The 17,597-nt window shown below is 65.5% G+C and carries 15 protein-coding genes and 1 pseudogene; 5 read left to right on the forward strand and 11 right to left on the reverse strand.

Features of this window, described 5'->3' with window-relative positions:
• Positions 1 to 2: 2 nt before the first annotated feature.
• Genes HZR14_RS07890 through hemA form a run of 3 tightly spaced genes read left to right on the forward strand, consistent with a single transcriptional unit; the run spans position 3 to position 3,767 of the window.
• The gene (locus HZR14_RS07890; protein WP_181692314.1) at positions 3 to 1,151 is read left to right on the forward strand and encodes a YncE family protein; all 1,149 of its coding nucleotides are present in this window, start codon (positions 3 to 5) and stop codon (positions 1,149 to 1,151) included.
• Entirely contained in the window at positions 1,148 to 2,365 is a 1,218-nt protein-coding gene (locus HZR14_RS07895; RefSeq protein ID WP_181692315.1) for a radical SAM/SPASM domain-containing protein, read from the forward strand. Before HZR14_RS07890 ends, HZR14_RS07895 begins: the two co-directional genes overlap by 4 nt.
• A 4-nt stretch (positions 2,366 to 2,369) precedes the next feature.
• Positions 2,370 to 3,767, forward strand: coding sequence for a glutamyl-tRNA reductase (hemA, locus tag HZR14_RS07900; protein ID WP_181692316.1), 1,398 nt, complete (start codon positions 2,370 to 2,372; stop codon positions 3,765 to 3,767).
• Between the two features lie 100 nt (positions 3,768 to 3,867).
• Here the strand turns inward: hemA and HZR14_RS07905 are convergent, their stop codons facing one another.
• The 11 genes from HZR14_RS07905 to HZR14_RS07955 all read right to left on the reverse strand — a co-directional run bounded on the left by HZR14_RS07905 (position 3,868) and on the right by HZR14_RS07955 (position 16,089).
• Complete coding sequence (locus HZR14_RS07905) at positions 3,868 to 4,716, reverse strand: arsenite methyltransferase (RefSeq protein WP_181692317.1); 849 nt, start codon at positions 4,714 to 4,716, stop codon at positions 3,868 to 3,870.
• Positions 4,709 to 5,083, reverse strand: a complete 375-nt coding sequence (locus HZR14_RS07910) for an ArsR/SmtB family transcription factor (protein ID WP_181692318.1) — start codon at positions 5,081 to 5,083, stop codon at positions 4,709 to 4,711. The genes HZR14_RS07905 and HZR14_RS07910 overlap by 8 nt, the downstream gene beginning before the upstream one ends.
• A 313-nt stretch (positions 5,084 to 5,396) precedes the next feature.
• Positions 5,397 to 6,755, reverse strand: coding sequence for a serpin family protein (locus HZR14_RS07915; protein ID WP_181692319.1), 1,359 nt, complete (start codon positions 6,753 to 6,755; stop codon positions 5,397 to 5,399).
• A gap of 19 nt (positions 6,756 to 6,774) precedes the next feature.
• The gene (locus HZR14_RS07920; protein ID WP_181692320.1) at positions 6,775 to 8,334 is read right to left on the reverse strand and encodes an acyl CoA:acetate/3-ketoacid CoA transferase; all 1,560 of its coding nucleotides are present in this window, start codon (positions 8,332 to 8,334) and stop codon (positions 6,775 to 6,777) included.
• A gap of 92 nt (positions 8,335 to 8,426) precedes the next feature.
• Positions 8,427 to 8,651 (reverse strand): YgaP family membrane protein, encoded by a 225-nt coding sequence (locus tag HZR14_RS07925; protein ID WP_181692321.1) that lies wholly within the window; start codon positions 8,649 to 8,651, stop codon positions 8,427 to 8,429.
• A gap of 211 nt (positions 8,652 to 8,862) precedes the next feature.
• Positions 8,863 to 10,374 carry a two-component system sensor histidine kinase NtrB gene (locus HZR14_RS07930; protein WP_181692322.1) on the reverse strand — a complete coding sequence of 504 codons (1,512 nt, stop codon included), beginning with the start codon at positions 10,372 to 10,374 and terminating at the stop codon, positions 8,863 to 8,865.
• Positions 10,375 to 10,460: 86 nt separating this feature from the next.
• Positions 10,461 to 12,275: a PAS domain-containing protein gene (locus tag HZR14_RS07935; protein WP_181692323.1), complete on the reverse strand. Its 1,815-nt coding sequence runs from the start codon at positions 12,273 to 12,275 to the stop codon at positions 10,461 to 10,463.
• 56 nt (positions 12,276 to 12,331) lie between these two features.
• The gene (locus tag HZR14_RS07940; protein WP_181692324.1) at positions 12,332 to 13,789 is read right to left on the reverse strand and encodes an ATPase domain-containing protein; all 1,458 of its coding nucleotides are present in this window, start codon (positions 13,787 to 13,789) and stop codon (positions 12,332 to 12,334) included.
• Between the two features lie 203 nt (positions 13,790 to 13,992).
• A complete protein-coding gene (locus HZR14_RS07945) occupies positions 13,993 to 14,325 on the reverse strand; it encodes a DUF8113 family protein (protein ID WP_181692325.1) in 333 nt (110 codons plus the stop codon).
• 61 nt (positions 14,326 to 14,386) lie between these two features.
• Complete coding sequence (locus HZR14_RS07950) at positions 14,387 to 15,385, reverse strand: ring-cleaving dioxygenase (RefSeq protein WP_181692326.1); 999 nt, start codon at positions 15,383 to 15,385, stop codon at positions 14,387 to 14,389.
• A gap of 77 nt (positions 15,386 to 15,462) precedes the next feature.
• Positions 15,463 to 16,089, reverse strand: a complete 627-nt coding sequence (locus HZR14_RS07955; RefSeq protein WP_181692327.1) for a DsbA family protein — start codon at positions 16,087 to 16,089, stop codon at positions 15,463 to 15,465.
• Positions 16,090 to 16,309: 220 nt separating this feature from the next.
• On the opposite strand from HZR14_RS07955, the gene HZR14_RS07960 reads away from it, so the two are divergent.
• Together HZR14_RS07960 and HZR14_RS07965 are read left to right on the forward strand one after the other, a co-directional pair.
• On the forward strand, positions 16,310 to 17,029 hold the full coding sequence (locus tag HZR14_RS07960) for a class I SAM-dependent methyltransferase (RefSeq protein WP_181692328.1): 720 nt from the start codon (positions 16,310 to 16,312) through the stop codon (positions 17,027 to 17,029).
• Between the two features lie 97 nt (positions 17,030 to 17,126).
• Positions 17,127 to 17,335, forward strand: a pseudogene (locus HZR14_RS07965) (IS5/IS1182 family transposase); the annotation flags it as partial.
• Between the last annotated feature and the right edge of the window lie 262 nt (positions 17,336 to 17,597).

A 17,597-nucleotide genomic window follows, 5' to 3' on the forward strand; every position in this document is an offset into this window, starting at 1 on the left:
CCATGACAACCAACACCACGATCGAACCGGACGAGGACGGAGAACGGACGGCGAAGCGACCGACGATAATCAAGAACGCCGCGAGCAGCTACTTCACGGCGCTCGATCCCGAGAGCGGGCAGGTGCTCGGAGAAGTCGGCAGCGGCCAGTACCCACACACCGCACTGTTCCATCCGGACCTCCCCGTCGCCTATCTGCTGTATATTTCCAGTGCGCACCTCGAGGTGCTCGATTTGGCGTCCCTCGAGACGATACAGCGGGTCGAGCAGGTGGGGATGACACCCATCGGCAGCGCGCTCGGCTCGAACGCGGAGTACCTCTTCGTCGGCACGGCCATCGATCTGCCGGGCACCGACGACCCCGGCGTGTTGACGCTGTCGATAGACGGGGATGACGGGACGGTCGAACACGCCGGCCAACGGACGCTGTCGCGCTGTTCGGGGATGCGTGTCGGCCCCGACGGGGACCTCTACGTCGCACAGAAACGAGAACGGGAGGTTCTCGCGTTGAGTGCCGACGACGAACTCGCGGTTCGGGATCGGATCCCGACCGGCGAGGAGCCACACGACATGTACGTCCTCGCCGAGGACGGGCTGTTGGTCGTGAACAACAGCGGGGAGTCCCTCGCGACGTTCATCGACCCCGAAGCCGGAACGGTCCGGGCCGAAGCCGAGACCGGCCGGAACCCCCACGGGTTCGCGGTGGCGGACGGCCCGGACTACCGATACGGGCTCGTTCCCGCCCGCGACGAGGAGCGGTTCGCCGTCATCGATCTCGACGCCGCCGCGGCGGGTGCGGAGGCACCGACCGAGGCACTCCTCGACGTGGGAACGACTACCGGTTTCGCCGGGACGACGCCGGACGGACGCTACGCCGTCATCGACTCCTACGACGAACCGTTCGTGACCATCCTCGGATTGACCGAGCTAACCGTCGAGGGCCGAGTCGAGATCGGCGGCGAACCGCTCCACGTCGTCTTCTCGGACGACGGCGAGGAGTGTTACGTCGGGAACATGGACCGAAACGAACTCGCGGTGCTCGATACGTCGCCTCTCGCCGACGGTCGGCCGGAGGACGTCGCCGTCGCCCGGCGGATCGGAGGGCTGGGCGAGAAGCCGAGCGGGATCTTCCAACCGGAGGGACACTCATGATCGATCTCACACGCCTCATCAGGGGACTGGACAACCGACCCGAACAGATACGCTACGAGGAACGCCACGTCGAGGACGCGCTCGTCCCGCTTGTCGTCTGGAACACGACGCCGGCGTGCAACCTCAAGTGCAAGCACTGCTATTTCGGCGCCTGTGACGAACGCGACAGCGAGGAGCTGTCGACGGAGGAGGCCAAATCGTTCGTCGACACGCTGGCCGAGGCGAACGTCCCGGTGTTGGTGTTCAGCGGCGGCGAGCCCTTCTTCCGGGAGGACATAGCGGAGCTCACCCGGTATGCGACCGAGCAGGGGATCCGCCCGATCGCGTCCAGCAACGGCACCTTCCTCACCGAGGAGCGCGCCCAGGCGGTGGCCGATGCCGGCATGCAGTACGTCGGCGTCTCACTCGACGGTATCGGCGAGACGAACGACGAGTTCCGCGGTGTCGACGGGGCCTTCGACCGCGCGCTCGAGGGTCTTCGCAACGCCCGCGACGCCGGCATGGGGACGGGTATCCGGTGTACGATGACCGAAACCACCGTCGATGACGTCCCCGAAGTCGTCGACCTCCTGATCAAGGAGGACATAGACCGGGTGAACGTCTTCCATCTCATTTACTCCGGACGGGGCGGCGATATCACCGACGCGGACCTGTCCCTCGAGAAGGCCCGCGAAATGCTCGATTACCTCTACGAGCGGACGAAAGAGATCGCCGACAGCCACCCGGACAAACAGCTGTTGACGGCGGGGAACTACACGGACGCGGTCTATCTCTACCACAAGATCCGAGAGGACCTCCCGGACCACGAAGAGCGGGCGCGTGAACTCCTGTTCGCGGACGGCCCCGGACGCGTCGTCAAAAACGGCGACGCCGGCCCGAAGGTCGTGAACGTCGACCACCGCGGCGACGTCCACCCGAGCATGTTCTTATCACAGTACACGATGGGGAACATTCGGGAGCAGCGCCTGGATACGATCCTCGAGGGGAGCGACCTCTGGAAGAAGCTGGCGGAGCCGTCCAAACACCTGAAGGGACGATGTGGCGAGTGTCCGTGGAAGGAGGTCTGTGGCGGCAACTCCCGGGCCCGTGCGGCCGCGGTCCACGACGACCTCTGGGCATCTGACCCCCGGTGTTATCTGACCGACGAAGAACTCGGGTTCGCCGACGGTACCGAGTCGATCCCTGGGCTCGACGAACCGATACTCATCCCGTAGAACGATGACCAAAGAACAGCCTCTCCAGCGCGGCGAGAAGCCGGCGTACGACGACCGACAGGCACCGACGAAACCGGACGGACCGGACCGGAATGTGGTGGCCGCCGACGTGTGTGACTCCGTCGACGTCGGGGGGCCTACCGATGCGGGGGAGACGGAGCAGGCTGTGCCACGGAGCCTCAGACGGCTTACCTGTCTGAGCGTCACCAACCGTACGCACTCGATCGATCGGGTGTGTGAACTCGCCCCGGAGGATCCACTCGCTCTCGCCCGCGCCGTCCAGTCGACGGACCGCGTGACCGAGGCGATGGTCCTGTCGACGTGCAACCGGATCGAGGTGTACGTCGCCACCCGGACACCCGATCCGGCGGACCGCGAGGTGGCCCTCGAGGCGGCGACCGACGGACTCGCGCTCCCGCCGGACGCGCGGGTCTACTCCGGACGGGACGTCGTGACCCACCTCGCCCGGGTGACGGCTGGCATCGAGAGTGCGGTACTCGGCGAGGACGAAATCGTCGGCCAGGTGAGCGACGCCCTGGCGGCGGCCAAGGAGGCCGGGGTGGTCGCCAGCGTGTTGGATCGGGTCGGCAACGCGGCGTTACGTGCCGGCCGGACGTGTCGGGCCGAGACGGATATCGGCGAGGGGCCGGCCGGCTACGGGAGCGCCGTCTGCCGGGTCATCGCCGAGGAGCTCGGGGGGGCCCCCGGCCAGGTACTGATCGTCGGCGCGGGCGAGATGGCGAGTACGATCGCTCGGACGGTCCGACGTCGCTGGGACGTCCGTATCGACGTGGCAAACCGCAGTCCGGCCCACGAGCTGACGACCGAGTGTGGAACGTGGTGGACGCTGGACGACCTGGCGGCGGCCGTCGGCGAGGCCGACGCGGTCGTGACGGCGACCGGTGCCGACCGTTGGATCTTCGCCGAGGCACACGCCCGCCGGTGTGTGGGTACCGTTCCGGTCGTCGATCTGGCGACCCCTCCCGACGTCTCGGCCGGTGCGCGCGCTCACCCGAACACCAGCGTCACCGACCTCGAGGAACTCGCGGCGGCGGTGCGCTCGGTGATGGGCCGTCGCCGAGCGGCCGTCGCCGAGGCCGAATCCGTCATCTCGGACGCGGTTGATCGGCTCGTCGAGTGCGAGCGGGAGAACCGGGCCGAAGGCGTCATTCGCGAGCTACACCGCGAGGCTGCGGACGTCCGCGAGGCGGAACTGGACCGGGCGAAACAGCGTCTGGCCGACGGCGAGGCCGCCCCCGAGGAGGTACTCGAGGACTTCGCGAGCGCGCTGACGGGCCGCCTGCTCGGACCCCCCACCGACGAACTCCGGACCGCGGCCCGCGAGCGGGACGAGACCGCGCTCCGGGCCGCTCGGCGGCTGTTCGACGTCGACGGGACGTGAGCGCTCGAACGTACCGGAGGTTCATACTGTCGGCTATAATTTCGTGAAGCTATCGCGTCACCGTCGCACGAATAACTTGAAATAGGTATACCCGACAGTATCAGCGGTCGGGCTTTCGCCCTTCGATAGTCGCGGAGACGATATACTCGCTGACGTCCCGCTCGTCGTCCCACTCCCGGATGAACTCCTCGCTGTCACCCTTCGGATCGATGGAGACGTCGACACCCCCGGCGTCCTCCAGCATCGATTCGAGTTCCGGGATGGGCGCGGCCCCCGCGACGCATCCGGCCACGGACGACGGGTTCGTGCGAACCGCCGCGGGGAGCGGTGCCGTCTGAACGACGTCGGAGATCGCGAGCCGTCCGCCGGGACGAAGCACGCGAAACGCCTCGTCGAACACCCGCTGTTTGTCCGGCGAGAGGTTGATGACGCAGTTCGAGATGATCACGTCGACAGCCCCATCGGCGACCGGGAGGTGTTCGATTTCGCCGAGTCGGAACGACACGTTTTCGGCGTCGTCCGTCGCGGCGTTCTCGCGGGCTTTCTCGACCATCTCGGGCGTCATGTCGACGCCGATGACCCGACCCTCGGGTCCGACCTTCCGGGCCGCGAGAAAACAGTCGAAGCCCGCCCCGGAGCCGAGATCGAGGACAACTTCCCCCCGTTCGAGACCTGCGATCGCGGTCGGAGTGCCACATCCGAGCCCCAGGTTCGCCCCGGATTCGACCTCGTCGAGTTCCGCATCGGAGTACCCAAGCAGGCGCGATCGGTCGTCGTGGTCGGTTTCCCCACGGGTGTCACCGCCACAGCAGGCGGACCCGCTCGTCTCCCCACAACAGGACGCTTCGCTCGTGGCGATCTCGCCGTATCGGTCCCGCACGGTGTGTCGTCGTTCGGCCGCGCCGACCCCGCCGTCGTCGGAGTCAGGCACGTTCGTATCGTCAGTCATCGTCGTGTGATCGCGTTTCGTCGAGTACGTCCAACAGCCGCTCCGCCCGCGGCGTCACGCTGTAGTACCGCCAGCGGCCGTCCTTTCGCCGCGCGAGGAGTCCGGCGGCGTACAGCCGCGAAAGCGCCTGGCTGACCGCCCCCTGGCTCACGCCGAGTGCGGGCTCTAACTCACAGCCGCAGGCCCCGTCTTCGGCCTCCGCGATGAGACGGAGCGCCTCGTATCGGGTCTCGTTTCCCACCGCCGCAAGCGTCCGGATGTCCGCCGCTAGCTCCCGGTCAGTCAGCGGGTGTTCGGCTTCACCACAGCACGAGGGCCGTCCGGGAGACGATCGGGGCGCGTCGCCGTCCGATATCTGTTCAGCCATGTTAGCGTACACTAATATTAGCGTACTCTAATATAGGGGTTTCGGCCGGTGGTACCGGGGGTGTGCGGAGTAACCGAAATGAAAGACGTGAGTGACCGAAATGGAAGGCGTGAATGACCGAAATGGAAGGCGTGAATGACCGAAATGGAAGGCGTGAGTGACCGAAATAAAAGACGTGAATGACCGAAATGGAAGGCGTGAGTGACCGAAATAAAAGACGTGAATGACCGGATCCGGCGGATCGCCCGGACCGATACCAACGAGGTCGGCGTTCACCATCCCGAACGCGGAACCGCCCCGTGAGTCGGTCGGACTACCCCCGAGCAGCACCCGCGTCCGTCACCCGGCCGAAAAAGAGGACCGCGTCGGTCGGGCGGTCGCGGATACAGAAGAGAAACGGACGGTCGAGCGTCAGATCGAACGACTCGGGGGGCTGGCTTTCGACCATGTCGACGGCGGTCGCGGCAGCCGCCTCCGTCCCCTCCTCGTCGACGCTTACGAACGCTTTGTGAAACACGTCGTCGATTCCGGGGCCACCCCCGCTCTCGACCATGTTCGAGAAATCGGCACCGGGTCCGAGCGCCGCCTCCATGCCCAGTTCCCCGAGGACATCACGGAGTTCGGCGTCGAAGTCGTATTCGAACCTCGGCATTCGGAGGTCGCCATCGGCGGCCCCGAGCGCCTCGAACGCCCCGAACAGTGTCGGGCCCGATAGCTCCGCTTCTATCGCCTCGAACGCCCCCTCGTCGGGGACGATCAGTACCATCGATACCTCGCCGCCGACGTACGGGAGTTCGATCACCTGCGTGTCGGGGAGATCGGCGTACTCGGTCCGCAGGCTCTGTTCCATCATCGGGACGGCCGATTCCGTGCCGTCGAGCGCGGTGAACGTCGCGTCCGTCGTATCGCCGGGATCGAACGCGTGTCGCCATCCCGCCAGAAAGTAGACGGCGTTCGTCAACACCAGGACCGTCTGTGGCGACAGCCCGTTCTCCGGGATCAGTTCCTCGATCCGACCTTCGGTCGCGTTCGAGACCCACTGATTGATACGCTCGCGTTCGGCCTCGTGGTCGTTCGCGAAGTTCGCCTCGTTGAAACCGCCCTCGTAGTACTGCTCGATCAGGCCGAGGTAGTCCTCCGAAAACCGGTATTCGGCCTCCCCCCACAGCGCGTTCGCGACGTCCAGCCGAAACGCCTCGATCTCGTCCGCCTCTGAGCCGGGGCCGGCATCGGCCGTCGTCCGGGCGTCGAGTCGGTCTTGTAACTCCGCGAACGCGAGGTGGGTCTCCTCGCCTGGCGAGAACCCGAGCGTTTCCCGCATCGCCGCCTCGGCGTCCCCGCCGGCACCCGCATACGTCATCGCGAGCGCCACCGAGACGCTGTACGGGGACACGAACACGTTGTCGGCGTCCCCAGCCGCCGTAAGCCGACCGTGGAGGTCGAGTGCGAATTCCGCGTTGCCCGCGATCAGCCCGCGTAGCCGCTCGTTCGGTGAGGAAGGCGACCCCTCGGGGAGGGACCCGTCGGACCCATCGGAGGGCGTTTCCGTCGGTTCCTCGGTCGGCGTCCCGGACGGGGGGTCGGTAGGCTCATCCGTATCGTCGCCGCTACAGCCTGCGAGCGCCGCTGCTGCAGCCATGCCGGTCGCGGCGAGTAGGCCGCGTCGGTTCATCGGAGGTCCCCGCGTCGGTTCATTTGACGTATCCGGTCAGATCCATCGGCTCCTCGCGGAACAGCGCTCGGGACATCTCCCCGAGGTCGTCCGCGACCGTGGGTTCGAAGGCCATCTGTCCGAGCACGTCCGTCTCGACGTCGACGCCCGGCGCGACCTCCGTCAACACCAGCCCATCGTCGGCGAGGTCGAAGACGGCCCGCTCCGTTACGTACCGGATGGGCTGGTCGATTTCGAGGGCGTATTCGCCGCTGAACGTGATCTGTTCGATCTCGTCGAGGAACTTCGGCCGCGCCCCCTCCGAGACGATCTCCAGCGTCCCGTCGCCGATATCGACGTCTAACCCGCCGTTGGTGAACGTCCCACAGAAGACTACCTTCTCCGCGTTCTGTGTGATGTTGATGAAGCCACCGCAACCGGGGAGCTGTGAGCCGAACCGGCTGACGTTGATGTTGCCCGCTTTGTCGACCTGCGCCATGCCGAGATAGCCGATATCGAGTCCGCCGCCGTCGTAGAAATCGAACTGCTCGGGGGAGGTGACGAGCGCCTGGTGGTTGCGGGCGGTGCCGAAACTGATGCCGCCGGACGGCGATCCACCGATGGGACCGGACTCGACGGTCTGGATGATCTCATCGCTGATGTTCCCCTCCTCGGCGACCTGCGGTATCGTCTCCGGGACGCCGACGCCGAGGTTCAACACGGCGTTGGGTACCAGTTCCATCGCCGCACGACGGGCGATGACCGTCCGTTCGGTAAGCGGCGGTCGGTCGGCGTCGTCGTCCACCGGGACCCGGATCTCACCGCCGAGCGCGCCGCTGTAGGCTTCGCCGTAGGTCTGTTTGTGGTGAGACGCGGGGGCTTCGACGACCGTATCGACGACGACGCCGGGGATGTCGACGTCACGCGCGCGGAGCGTACCGGACTCCGTCACACGTTCGACCTGTGCGATGACCGTCCCGCCGGAGTTGTGGGCGGCCTGTGCCATCGCCAACATGTTCGACGTGACCGCTTCGCGCTCCATCGTGACGTTCCCGTTTTCATCGGCAGTCGTCCCGCGGACGATGGCGACATCGATCGGCGTCGCGTGGTAGAACAGATACTCCTCCCCGTCCAGCGTGACGACCTCGATGACGTCCTCCGTCGTCTCGTCGTTGGCCTTGGCCCCCTCTCGGCGCGGATCGACGAACGTCCGCAGGCCGACGTTGGTGATCGTCCCCGGCTTCCCGGCGGCGGTGTCCCGAAGGACGTGATCCATCGCTCCGAAGGGGAGATTATACGCTTCGACGTCACCGGCGACGATCCGTTCCATGATGTCGGGAACGAACCCCCAGTGGCTGCCGATGACCCGCTTCAGCATCCCGTCCTGTGCGAGGTGTGAGATGCCGTTGCCCTGTCCGTCGCCCTCCGCTGCGGGATGATACAGGGTGAGATCCCTCGGAGCCCCGGTCTCGGCGTATCGGGTACCCAGCGCCTCGAGGACGTGTTCGGGTATCCCGACGGCGACAAACCCCCCGACTCCGACCGTATCCCCGTCGTCAATGCACCGTATCGCCTCCTCGACAGACCGAACCAGTGTCATACGATGTGGGCCGTGGTCTGCCCCGGATATACGGTTTGCTACTCCCGGCGGATGGGACCACGGGCGACTGTGACTCTGCTATACAACACCACTCACGTCGTCCGCGTATCGTCGCGGGCCGGCTCCGTGTCCCGGCCGCACCTCGAGAGGAGGCGCTCGGCCGGGCAGACGCCGGTGAAACTACTCTGTAACAGGTTCGCACCCGCGAACACTGCGAGGAGGAAGAACCACCGATTGACGGCGATTCCCAGCCCGATACCGGTCAGAACGACGGTTCCCGCGAGGCGACGAACTCGGTTTTCACAGCTGTTTGCCATTGTGTTGTATTGTGTATACAGCGCAATATATTAAAACCTGTCGACGGCGCGGCCAGCCGGTCGCCCACGTACTCGGCGCACCCCGGTGAAGTACCTCGGGGGCAAGTGATTCGAGAGACGCCGTCTCTCGTCATCACGGAAGACGTCGTCTTCCGTACGACCCCGAGGCACTCGCCCTGTTCAGTCTGTAGAAACGTCGCCTCGGAGCGTGTCACCGTGCGATCGGCAACTCGACGACGAATACCGCGCCCTCGGGATCGCGGTCGGTCTGTGGCTGACCGTCCGAGGGACGCCGTTTCTCTCTGTCCTCGACCCACGCGGCACCGCCGTAACTGTCGAGAAGCGACTGGACCAGATACAGCCCGATCCCCGTCCCCGCACTTTCGAGTCCTTTCTGTCCCTTCCCGAAGATCTCGTCCTTTCGTGCGTCCGGAACGCCCGGACCGTTGTCCGCGGTCCGAACCGTGACCGTGTCGTCGTGTCGTTCGGCGGAGACCGTGACCCTCGGCGTAGCCTTGTCGTTGTGCTGGACGGCGTTGTTCAGGAGGTTCTGAAACACCGAGGTAAGCATCGAATCGGCGATCACCGCCACGTCCGGGACCGACCCACGGAGTTCGATCACCGCGTCGCCGTGTGCGGCACGGCTCTCTTCGAGTTGCCCCCGAAGCGTCGACCCGAGATCGACGGTCGTGTTCTCGCTGTCCGATTTGAGCATTACGTCGGCCAGATCACGCGCGCTTTCGGTGAGCGCGATCGCGTTGTCGGTGCGTTCGCGGATAGTCCTGAGGTCGTCGTCTCCCGCCTCGTCGACGTGTTCGGCGAGGAGGTCGGTATATCCCCTCACGAGCTGTAGATCGTTGCGGATGTCGTGGCGGACGACCTGGTTGAGCAACTCCAGGTCGTCGCGCTGTTCTTCGAGCCGTCGCTCGTAGCGCTTGCGCTCGGTGACGTCCTGGGCTACCGCAACGAACGCCTCGGTCTCCCCCCGGCCGTTCAGGACGGGCGAGACCGTCTGTTCGAGGACGATCCGCTCGCCGTCCTTGCGTACGTCGATCATCTCACCTTGCCACGATTTGCCGCTGTGGATCGTAGTCCAGAGCTCCTCGTACAGGTCGTCGTCGTACTCGCCGGATTGGAGCATGCTCGGCTGCTTCCCGAGCGCCTCCGCGCGGTCGTATCCGGTGATCTCCTCGAAGGCGGGGTTGACGTATTCGATCACGCCGTTGCGGTCCGTGACGTAGATCGCGTGGCCGGACGCCTCGGCGACCTTCCGGAACAGCCGGAGTTCGTTCGTCTGCGTCCGCAGTTCCAGCGACTGCCCCCGAAGCCGAAGCAGCGTCTTGATCCGCCATTTCAGCTCCGCCTGCCGGATCGGCAGCGAGACGACCTCGTCGACCGCCGAACCGGCATCGTCGGCGATGGTGGGGTGGTCCGTACCGAGCTCCTCCGAACGGCGTTCGGAACCCAACAACAGGACCGGCAACAACACGGGGCGAGCCTCGGATTTGATCTCGACGAGTTCGTCTCTGTGCCGTCGTAACCCCTCCCGATCGACGATACAGAGGTCGAAGTCGGCCTCCGTTATCGGGACGTCGTCCCCGGCGAGGGTGTACGGGCCGTGGTCGGCCAGCCAGTCGCCGAGGACGCGTCGGTTGCCCTCGTCCGAGACGAGCGGGTAGATGATCGTGGCGCTTTCGGGTGTCGTCTGGGCGTTATCGTACATCTGTTTCGGGTGGGTGCGTTCGGGGCATCCGGGGGACGTGGATTCGGAAGTCGGGTCCCCGAGCAGCCCCGGGCGTCCGTCCGCGGTCACTCCTCGGCATACGTCCCCCGCGGAAGGCTGATCGTAACGTCGGTTCCCTGCGGCTCCGGATCGCTCACGGCGATCGAACCGCCGGATCGGCTCACGATCCAGTACACCAACCACAGTCCGAGCCCGCTTCCGTGGTACATGTCGTCGATCGCCTGGCCGGTCTCCAGGACGGCCCTGTCCATCTCCGGGATCCCGGGGCCGTCATCGATCACGCTCACCGTCACCGCCTCGTCGGTCGTCGCGACCCGGATCTCGATGGACGGGACGTCTCTATCGCTGTGGATGACGGCGTTTCTGACTAGCTCTTCGATCGCCTCTCGGATCTTGAGCGTCGTCGAGGCGACCGCGCGCTCGGGCATATTCGCGTCGAGGCGCACGTTCGCTCGAACCGCCGTGAGTCCGTCGACGACGGACCGGATCACGGACGTGACGTCGATCGATCCGGGAGTCGGGTCCTCGCTGAGCAGATCCGTAATCGACCGTGACTTTTCGCCCGTCGACATCAGGTCGTCGGTGTGCGTTAGGATCGTCTCGGCCGTGTCGGCGACGTCTCCCGACGTCCGTCCCCGAATCTGGTCGGCCAGACCGCGGATGATCGTCAGGTCGTTACGGAGGTTGTGCCGAAGGATGTTGTCGATCACGTGTAACTGTCGCGTCCGCTCTTCGAGATCGGTCACGTCCCGACAGATCGCGAACGTCCCCGTGAGCTCGCCGTCCCCGTCGTAGTACGGATACCGGTTCGTACTGAACGTCGCGTTCCGGTCCGACCGCTCGAAATCGGGGGAGATGGTGTACGTGATGGGCTGTTCGGCTTCCATCACCTCGGCCTTTTTTCGTTCGATCCTCGTGGCCGCCTCCTCGTTCATGAATCGGTGTTCGGTCTCGCCGAGGAGCTCCTCCTTGGAGAGCCCGGCGAAGTCGGCCAACGCCTCGTTGACCAGCCTGAACGTCCCGTCCTCGTCCTGTAGCATGATCGGATCCTCGAGCCGCTGGACGACCTCCCGGTGACGTTTGAGCCCCTTCCGGAGTTCCTTTCGCGCCGTAACGTCGGTCTGGACGGCGACGAACGCGCTCACCCCGCCCTCGCCGTCGGGGATCGGCGCGACCGTCTGATAGGCGCTATAGTACGTCCCGTCCTTTTTTTGGTCGACGATCTCCGCCTCCCAGCGGTCGCCCGAGGTGATGGTGTTCCAGAGGTCTTCGTAGTACGCGTCGGACATCTCCCCGGATTTCAACTGCCGTGGCGTCCCGCCGAGGACCTCCGCCCGGCCGTATCCGGTGATCTCCTCGAAGGCGGGGTTGACGTACTCGAAGACCCCATCGGGATCGGTAATGAATATCGCGTGGCCGGAGGCGTCGACGGCCTCGCGAAACCGCCGGAGTTCGTCCGTTTTCGACTGCAGTGTCAGCGACTGGTTCCGGAGCCGGAGCAGCGCCTGGATTCGCCACTCGAGTTCGGCCTGTTGCATCGGGAGCGAAACGATCTCGTCGACGGTGGACACCAGGACGCTGTCGGCGATCTCGCCCCGATCCGTCTCGATGATATCGGGCGTGTGTTCGGAGAGAACCAACAGGACCGGCAACAGCGCGGGCTGGGCGTCGGATTTAACCTCGTCGAGTTTCGCCGCGTGTCGCTGTAGGCCCGCCTCGTCGACGATACAGAGATCGAACTCGGCCTCCGCCACGGGAACGTCCGCCTCGACGGCCGTATACGAGTCGTGGTCGGCCAGCCAGTCGCCGAGGACGCGCCGGTTACCCTCGTCCGAGACGAGTGGGTAGACGACCACGGGACCGTCGGGTAGTGACGTCATAGGACCGTCGGATCGCATAGTGTTCCGTCCATTGTATTGAATCTGAGATCGAACGGTCAGTCCTCGTCGTGCCACTCCGGCGTCCCCGTTAAGATTCCACGCAGGTCCGACAGCGGTTCGCCGACGAGCAGCCCGTCCTCGGTGAACTCCAGCATGCGAAGTCCCTTCTCGAAGTCGCTCGTCCGCATTTTCAACACGCCGATGACCTTCCGGAGTTCGCCTTTGTACTCGACGTGACGGAGCAATACGATGCTGTCGGCGAGGTGGCTCATGCGCTGTTCGGTAGCCCGGAAGTCGCCGGTGATCTGGTGTACCTCGTTCGTTATCAGGCCGGTCACGTTCATGTTACGCAGGTAACGTCCGATCTTCGCCAAGCGGTGGGTCGGGCCGTCGTCGGTCCGCTTAAACGCCCGCTGGTAGCCGGTGACGCCGTCGATCATCACGATCTCCGCGTCGTTTTCTTCGACCTCCGTCCGGATCCGGTGGGTGAACTCATCGAGCGTGAGTTCGTCCGGCGTGATCTCTTCGATGACGAGCGATCCGTCGTGTAGCATCTCCCGGACCGGGATACCGATCGACTCCGACCGCGAGAGCATCGTGCGGGGTTTCTCCTCGAAGCTGTAGAGGACGGACTGCCGACCGTGACGGGCAGCCTCGCTGATGAACTGGAGGCCGGTCGTCGTTTTGCCGGCCCCGGTCGGCCCGCTCAAAAACGTGACCGTCCCGGTCGCGATACCGCCGTCGAGGAGGGCGTCGAGTTCGTCGACGCCCGAGGAGAGCGTTTCGAGGGGACCGTCCCGCTGGTACAGGGTGGGATCGAGTTTGGGCCACACGCACATCCCGTCTTCGCGTATCGTGACGGTGTGTGGGCCGTCCCTCGCGCTCGAGCCACGGAACTTCGAGACGTCCAGCGTCCGCCGCCCCGCGCCGGCACCCAGATTCAACACGGTGTCGACGAGAAACTGGAGGTCGTCGTCGGGGATCGACGGTGCCGCCTGTGAGGTCAAGAGGATCGTCGCTCCCTGGGCCTTGAGAAAGTCGATCAGGCCTAACACCTGCGTCCGGAACTGACGCTCGTTCGGGGTGAGATGTCTGATCTCGGTGATCGGGTCGATCATCACGCGATCGGGACCGATCGCTTCGACCTCCTCGCGGATCGACGCCACCAGCGAGGGGGTTTCGACCTCGCCCGAATGAAAGAGGTCGTACGTACTGTCGGTTTGAAACTGGGATCCCGAGGGGGAGAGATCCAGAAATTCGACGGCGTCCGTCTCCAGCCCGAACCCGCTGGCGGTCGCTTCGATGTACGCTTCGGGCTCGCCGAGATTTATGTACAGTTCCGTCTCGCCCGACTCGCTTCCCGCGGTGAGAAAGTGGAGTCCGAAGATCGTCTTTCCCGCACCGGGGGTCCCTCTGACGAGCGTCGCCGACTCCGGGAGCAACCCGCCGTCGAGGACCTCGTCTGCCCGGGGAACGCCGGTCCGAACCCGGCCCCGGTCGGCCGATGATGTCATACCGCCGATACGGCAGTGACGCATATAACGAACACGGTAGTGGCTGGGCGTACAACGCCGCCAGGAGGCATCGAACCGCCGTCGTCGCTCCTCTCTCACGACTCGCTATCGTCGCTCCTCTCTCACGCCTCGCTATCGTCGCTCCTCTCTCACGACTCGCCGTCGTCGCTCCTCTCTCACGCCTCGCTATCGTCGCTCCTCTCTCACGACTCGCCGTCGTCGCCGTCTCCCTCTACGTCCGCCAGCCCCTCGGGCGACAGTTCGTCCATCCGCCCGGCGAGCGTTGCGGCGTCCCCGGCGACCGTCGCCGGTTCGACACCGGCCTCGTTCGCGACGATCCGGACGTGGGCCGCAAGCAGCGAGAGCGCCTGTAGTCCCTCCTGTTGGGGGCCGTCGGCCGTCTGTGCGAACGTCGTATCGACCGTCTCGCCGTCGTCGACGACGCCGATATAGAACGCGGTGAGCGAGTCGTCATCGAGCAGTTCCTGTGCGGCCAGTCGCTCCGCGTCGAACGCCTCCGCCGAATCGTCAGCCATACTCACACTGGGTGGCCGACGCCCAAAAGTCCGCGGACGGGCGGGCCGATACCGACCGTCGTTATCGGTCGTTCGCGTCGGCGGTTTCGGCCCGCGGAACCGTCACGTCGGGGAGGGCGTCCTCGATCGCCCCGCGTCGGTCCTCGAACGGTCCGGGGAGGACGAGCCGTTCGCCGAGTTCGTCGAGGGGTTCGTCGCTCGTGTACCCCGGGGCGTTCGTTGCGAGTTCGAACAGCACGCCGGCGAACTCCCGGAAGTAGACCGACCGGAACCAGTGACGGTCGATCTGTTGTGTCGGACGCAGCCCCGCCGACTGGACGGCCTCACGCATCGCCGCCTGGTCCTCGTCGGTCGGCGTCTGGAAGGCGACGTGGTGGACCGTCCCGTGGCCCTGTCGCCCGCTCTCGTCCGCCCGAACCACGTCGACGTATGCACCGACGGGGCCGGCGGCCGCAAAGCGGGTCCGTTCGTCACCCGGATCGTCCGCCGGTGTCGGTTCGGTGTCGCGCTCTTCTAGACCCATCGTACGGAGCAGTTCCCCGGTCGGTTTCGGATCGGCGAGCCACAGCGTCACCGAGTGAAACCCCCGGATCGCGGCGGACTCGGGGACGAACTCGGTCCACGGGACGGTCGGATCGTCGCCGTCGATCCGGGCTTCGACCAGCTCGACCGGCAGGCCGTCCGGATCCCGAAACGGCAACACGGTTTCGCCGAAGCGCTCGATTCGGTCGCCGTAATCGACGCCGTGGGCGTCGAAGCGCTCCTCCCAGTAGTCGAGGCATCCCGCCGGGACACGGAAGGCGGTCCGAGAGACCTGTCCGGTCCCGACCGCACCCCGTGGGAGGCTCTCCCACGGGAAGAAGGTCATACTTGTCCCGGGCGTCCCCTCGGCGTCGGCGAAAAAGAAGTGGTACGTACCGGGGTCGTCCTGGTTGACGGAGCGCTTGACGAGTCGGAGCCCGAGCGTCCCGGCCCAAAAATCGACGTTCCGCTGTGGGTCGCCCGCGATACACGTCACGTGGTGGATCCCCGGTGTCGGTGTCGGTGTCGGATCGGTCATCGACCGACAGTAGGATGCCGATGTACTTGAGTTACCGCAGACCCGAGTGTTACCGGGACCGCCCCCGGACGGAGCCGTCAGAGCCGGCGCTCGATCGCGTCGCCGATTCCGTCGAGGTCGACCTGCTCGTCGTCGACGAACACCGTCGGGGTTCCTCTGACACCCCAGTTTTCGCCCCGTCGGCGGTCGGCGTCGAGGCGCTCCCGATACGTCCCCTCGGACGCGGCCGTCCGGGCCGCCTGCCCGACGTCGGCGGCCTCGTCGGCGATTTCCTCGAAGACGTCGAGCGAGTAGTCCCGTTGCTCTTCGATCTTGGCTTCGAAGAGGCTCCGCAGGAACCGCCAGAAGGCGTCGTTGCCGGCCTCCTCGAAGACGGCGTAGCCCGCGTTCGCCGCGGGGTACGACCAGTCGTCGACCGGGATCGGGAAATCGGCGTGTAGATACCGGACGTCACCGGGTTCGACGTACTGTTGGACGATCGTCGGCGTCGTCTGTAGCGTAAATCGCTGGCAGTGCGGACAGCTAAAGTCCTCGAAGACGGTCACCGTGACCGGTGCCGCCTCGTCGCCGAGCCCCGGTCGGGATCCGTCGTCGATCTCGCTCCCAGCGGTCCCCGACTCGTCGGCCGAACAGCCGGCGAGGGCTGTCACGGCGGCTGCGCCGCCAACCGCGAGAAACGACCGTCGAGACGTTCTATCTTCCATACGATCGACAACGCGGCGAGTACAATTAAATATCCGGATCGTCGGACCGCATCGGTGTTCCGGCCCGTCTGGCCGCATCGGTGTTCCGATCCATCGGCGTCCGACAGGATCGCGGGGACGGAGGCGTCCGACAGGATCGCGGGGACGGAGGCGTCCGACAGGATCGCGGGGACGGAGGCGTCCGACAGGATCAAACACGCGGAAGGTGACACGGATACACATGAAAGACGCGATCCGCGACAACTTCGACGAGAGCCCGAACGCCTACGACGAGTACGAACGGCGAACGGGCCGGTTCGAAGCGCTCGCCGATCGGCTATACGACGAACTGGACCGGCGTACGTCCCGTATCGGAGCTCTCCTGGACGCCGGGGCCGGGTCCGGCGTCAGTACTGCGGTCTTCGACGAACGAGGGGCGGCCCCGATCGCGTTCGACCTCAGCGGCCGAATGCTGCGGGAGTGTCCGGGTACGATCGCCCCACGGGTACAGGGGGATTTCGACGAACTCCCGTTCGTCGGGGAGGCCTTCGATGCCGTCGTCTTTACCGCATCGCTGTTTTTGACGCCGGACCCGGCTCGGGCCGCCCGCGAGGCCCGCCGGGTACTCCGTCCCGGCGGCGGCGTCGGTGCCGTTGCGCCCCTCGGCTGGACGACGCTCGACGGCGACGACGTGTTCGCGCCGCTGGCGCGGGACTCGCGCTCGCCGACGGGGGCGGACGACGTCGCCGATGCGCTGGATGCGAACTTCGGCGTCGAGAGCGGGGAGTGGGCGTTTCGGACGACCGCCGAGGACCTCCGGGCGTTTCACGCCGTTCCCGCGATGGCCGCCCGGCTCTACCCACGGCTCGATCCCGACGAGCGGCTCGGACGGGCGCGGGAGCTGCTTTCGGACGTCGAGGGGCCGTTAGAACAGCGCTGGCGGTGGTTCGTCGGCGTGTAGTGGGATCGTCCGGAGTGCAGCGAGCCCGTCCCCGCAGTAGTCTATGGACGAGCGTGTCATAGAAAGCCTCCCGTAGGGGGCCGCAGGTTTGGAAACTATATCCAGCAGTACCAACGCCCCGCAAGACGTGGCTTCGGTCGACGACTGCTTGAATGTCGCGGCGACCGAGACAGTACCGCTGTTTGAGCATCTCTCTTTCGAGGTCCTACTGGAGTACGACGTGTTCGTTTCCGCTTGTCGGGGCGAATACGGTCTCACGAGCCACCAGATCTCTTTCGCGGCTTTCTGTACTGCTATTACGAAAACGAAGCCATGCGGACGCATATCCAGCATTCATCCTCGAAGTCTCCTGATCGGTCACACGTCGCCTCGTTGACAAATGGTATGTTCCCGTCGAGTTCACGCAGGAAGGCGGCATCGTTCAGACTGCCAATGATCGTTACCAAGTCGTCTTCCCGCATTAGGTTTAATTGGCTCTGTTGAATCACTAGACAGCGGCGGGATCGGTCGCTAAATCAAAGGAATTGAAGCGGGAGGCTTCCGTTGTCCATGACGCAAATCTCCCGCT

The sequence above is a fragment of the Natronomonas salinimetallica genome (assembly GCF_013839515.1).
GTDB lineage: Archaea > Halobacteriota > Halobacteria > Halobacteriales > Haloarculaceae > Natronomonas.

What these genes read in the sequence shown, in the direction of transcription:
- HZR14_RS07890 (WP_181692314.1), top strand. Translation starts at nt 3, where the DNA reads ATGACAACCAACACCACGATCGAACCGGACGAGGACGGAGAACGGACG.
- HZR14_RS07895 (WP_181692315.1), top strand. Translation starts at nt 1,148, where the DNA reads ATGATCGATCTCACACGCCTCATCAGGGGACTGGACAACCGACCCGAA.
- hemA (WP_181692316.1), top strand. Translation starts at nt 2,370, where the DNA reads ATGACCAAAGAACAGCCTCTCCAGCGCGGCGAGAAGCCGGCGTACGAC.
- HZR14_RS07905 (WP_181692317.1), bottom strand. Translation starts at nt 4,716, where the DNA reads ATGACTGACGATACGAACGTGCCTGACTCCGACGACGGCGGGGTCGGC.
- HZR14_RS07910 (WP_181692318.1), bottom strand. Translation starts at nt 5,083, where the DNA reads ATGGCTGAACAGATATCGGACGGCGACGCGCCCCGATCGTCTCCCGGA.
- HZR14_RS07915 (WP_181692319.1), bottom strand. Translation starts at nt 6,755, where the DNA reads ATGAACCGACGCGGCCTACTCGCCGCGACCGGCATGGCTGCAGCAGCG.
- HZR14_RS07920 (WP_181692320.1), bottom strand. Translation starts at nt 8,334, where the DNA reads ATGACACTGGTTCGGTCTGTCGAGGAGGCGATACGGTGCATTGACGAC.
- HZR14_RS07925 (WP_181692321.1), bottom strand. Translation starts at nt 8,651, where the DNA reads ATGGCAAACAGCTGTGAAAACCGAGTTCGTCGCCTCGCGGGAACCGTC.
- HZR14_RS07930 (WP_181692322.1), bottom strand. Translation starts at nt 10,374, where the DNA reads ATGTACGATAACGCCCAGACGACACCCGAAAGCGCCACGATCATCTAC.
- HZR14_RS07935 (WP_181692323.1), bottom strand. Translation starts at nt 12,275, where the DNA reads ATGACGTCACTACCCGACGGTCCCGTGGTCGTCTACCCACTCGTCTCG.
- HZR14_RS07940 (WP_181692324.1), bottom strand. Translation starts at nt 13,789, where the DNA reads ATGACATCATCGGCCGACCGGGGCCGGGTTCGGACCGGCGTTCCCCGG.
- HZR14_RS07945 (WP_181692325.1), bottom strand. Translation starts at nt 14,325, where the DNA reads ATGGCTGACGATTCGGCGGAGGCGTTCGACGCGGAGCGACTGGCCGCA.
- HZR14_RS07950 (WP_181692326.1), bottom strand. Translation starts at nt 15,385, where the DNA reads ATGACCGATCCGACACCGACACCGACACCGGGGATCCACCACGTGACG.
- HZR14_RS07955 (WP_181692327.1), bottom strand. Translation starts at nt 16,089, where the DNA reads ATGGAAGATAGAACGTCTCGACGGTCGTTTCTCGCGGTTGGCGGCGCA.
- HZR14_RS07960 (WP_181692328.1), top strand. Translation starts at nt 16,310, where the DNA reads ATGAAAGACGCGATCCGCGACAACTTCGACGAGAGCCCGAACGCCTAC.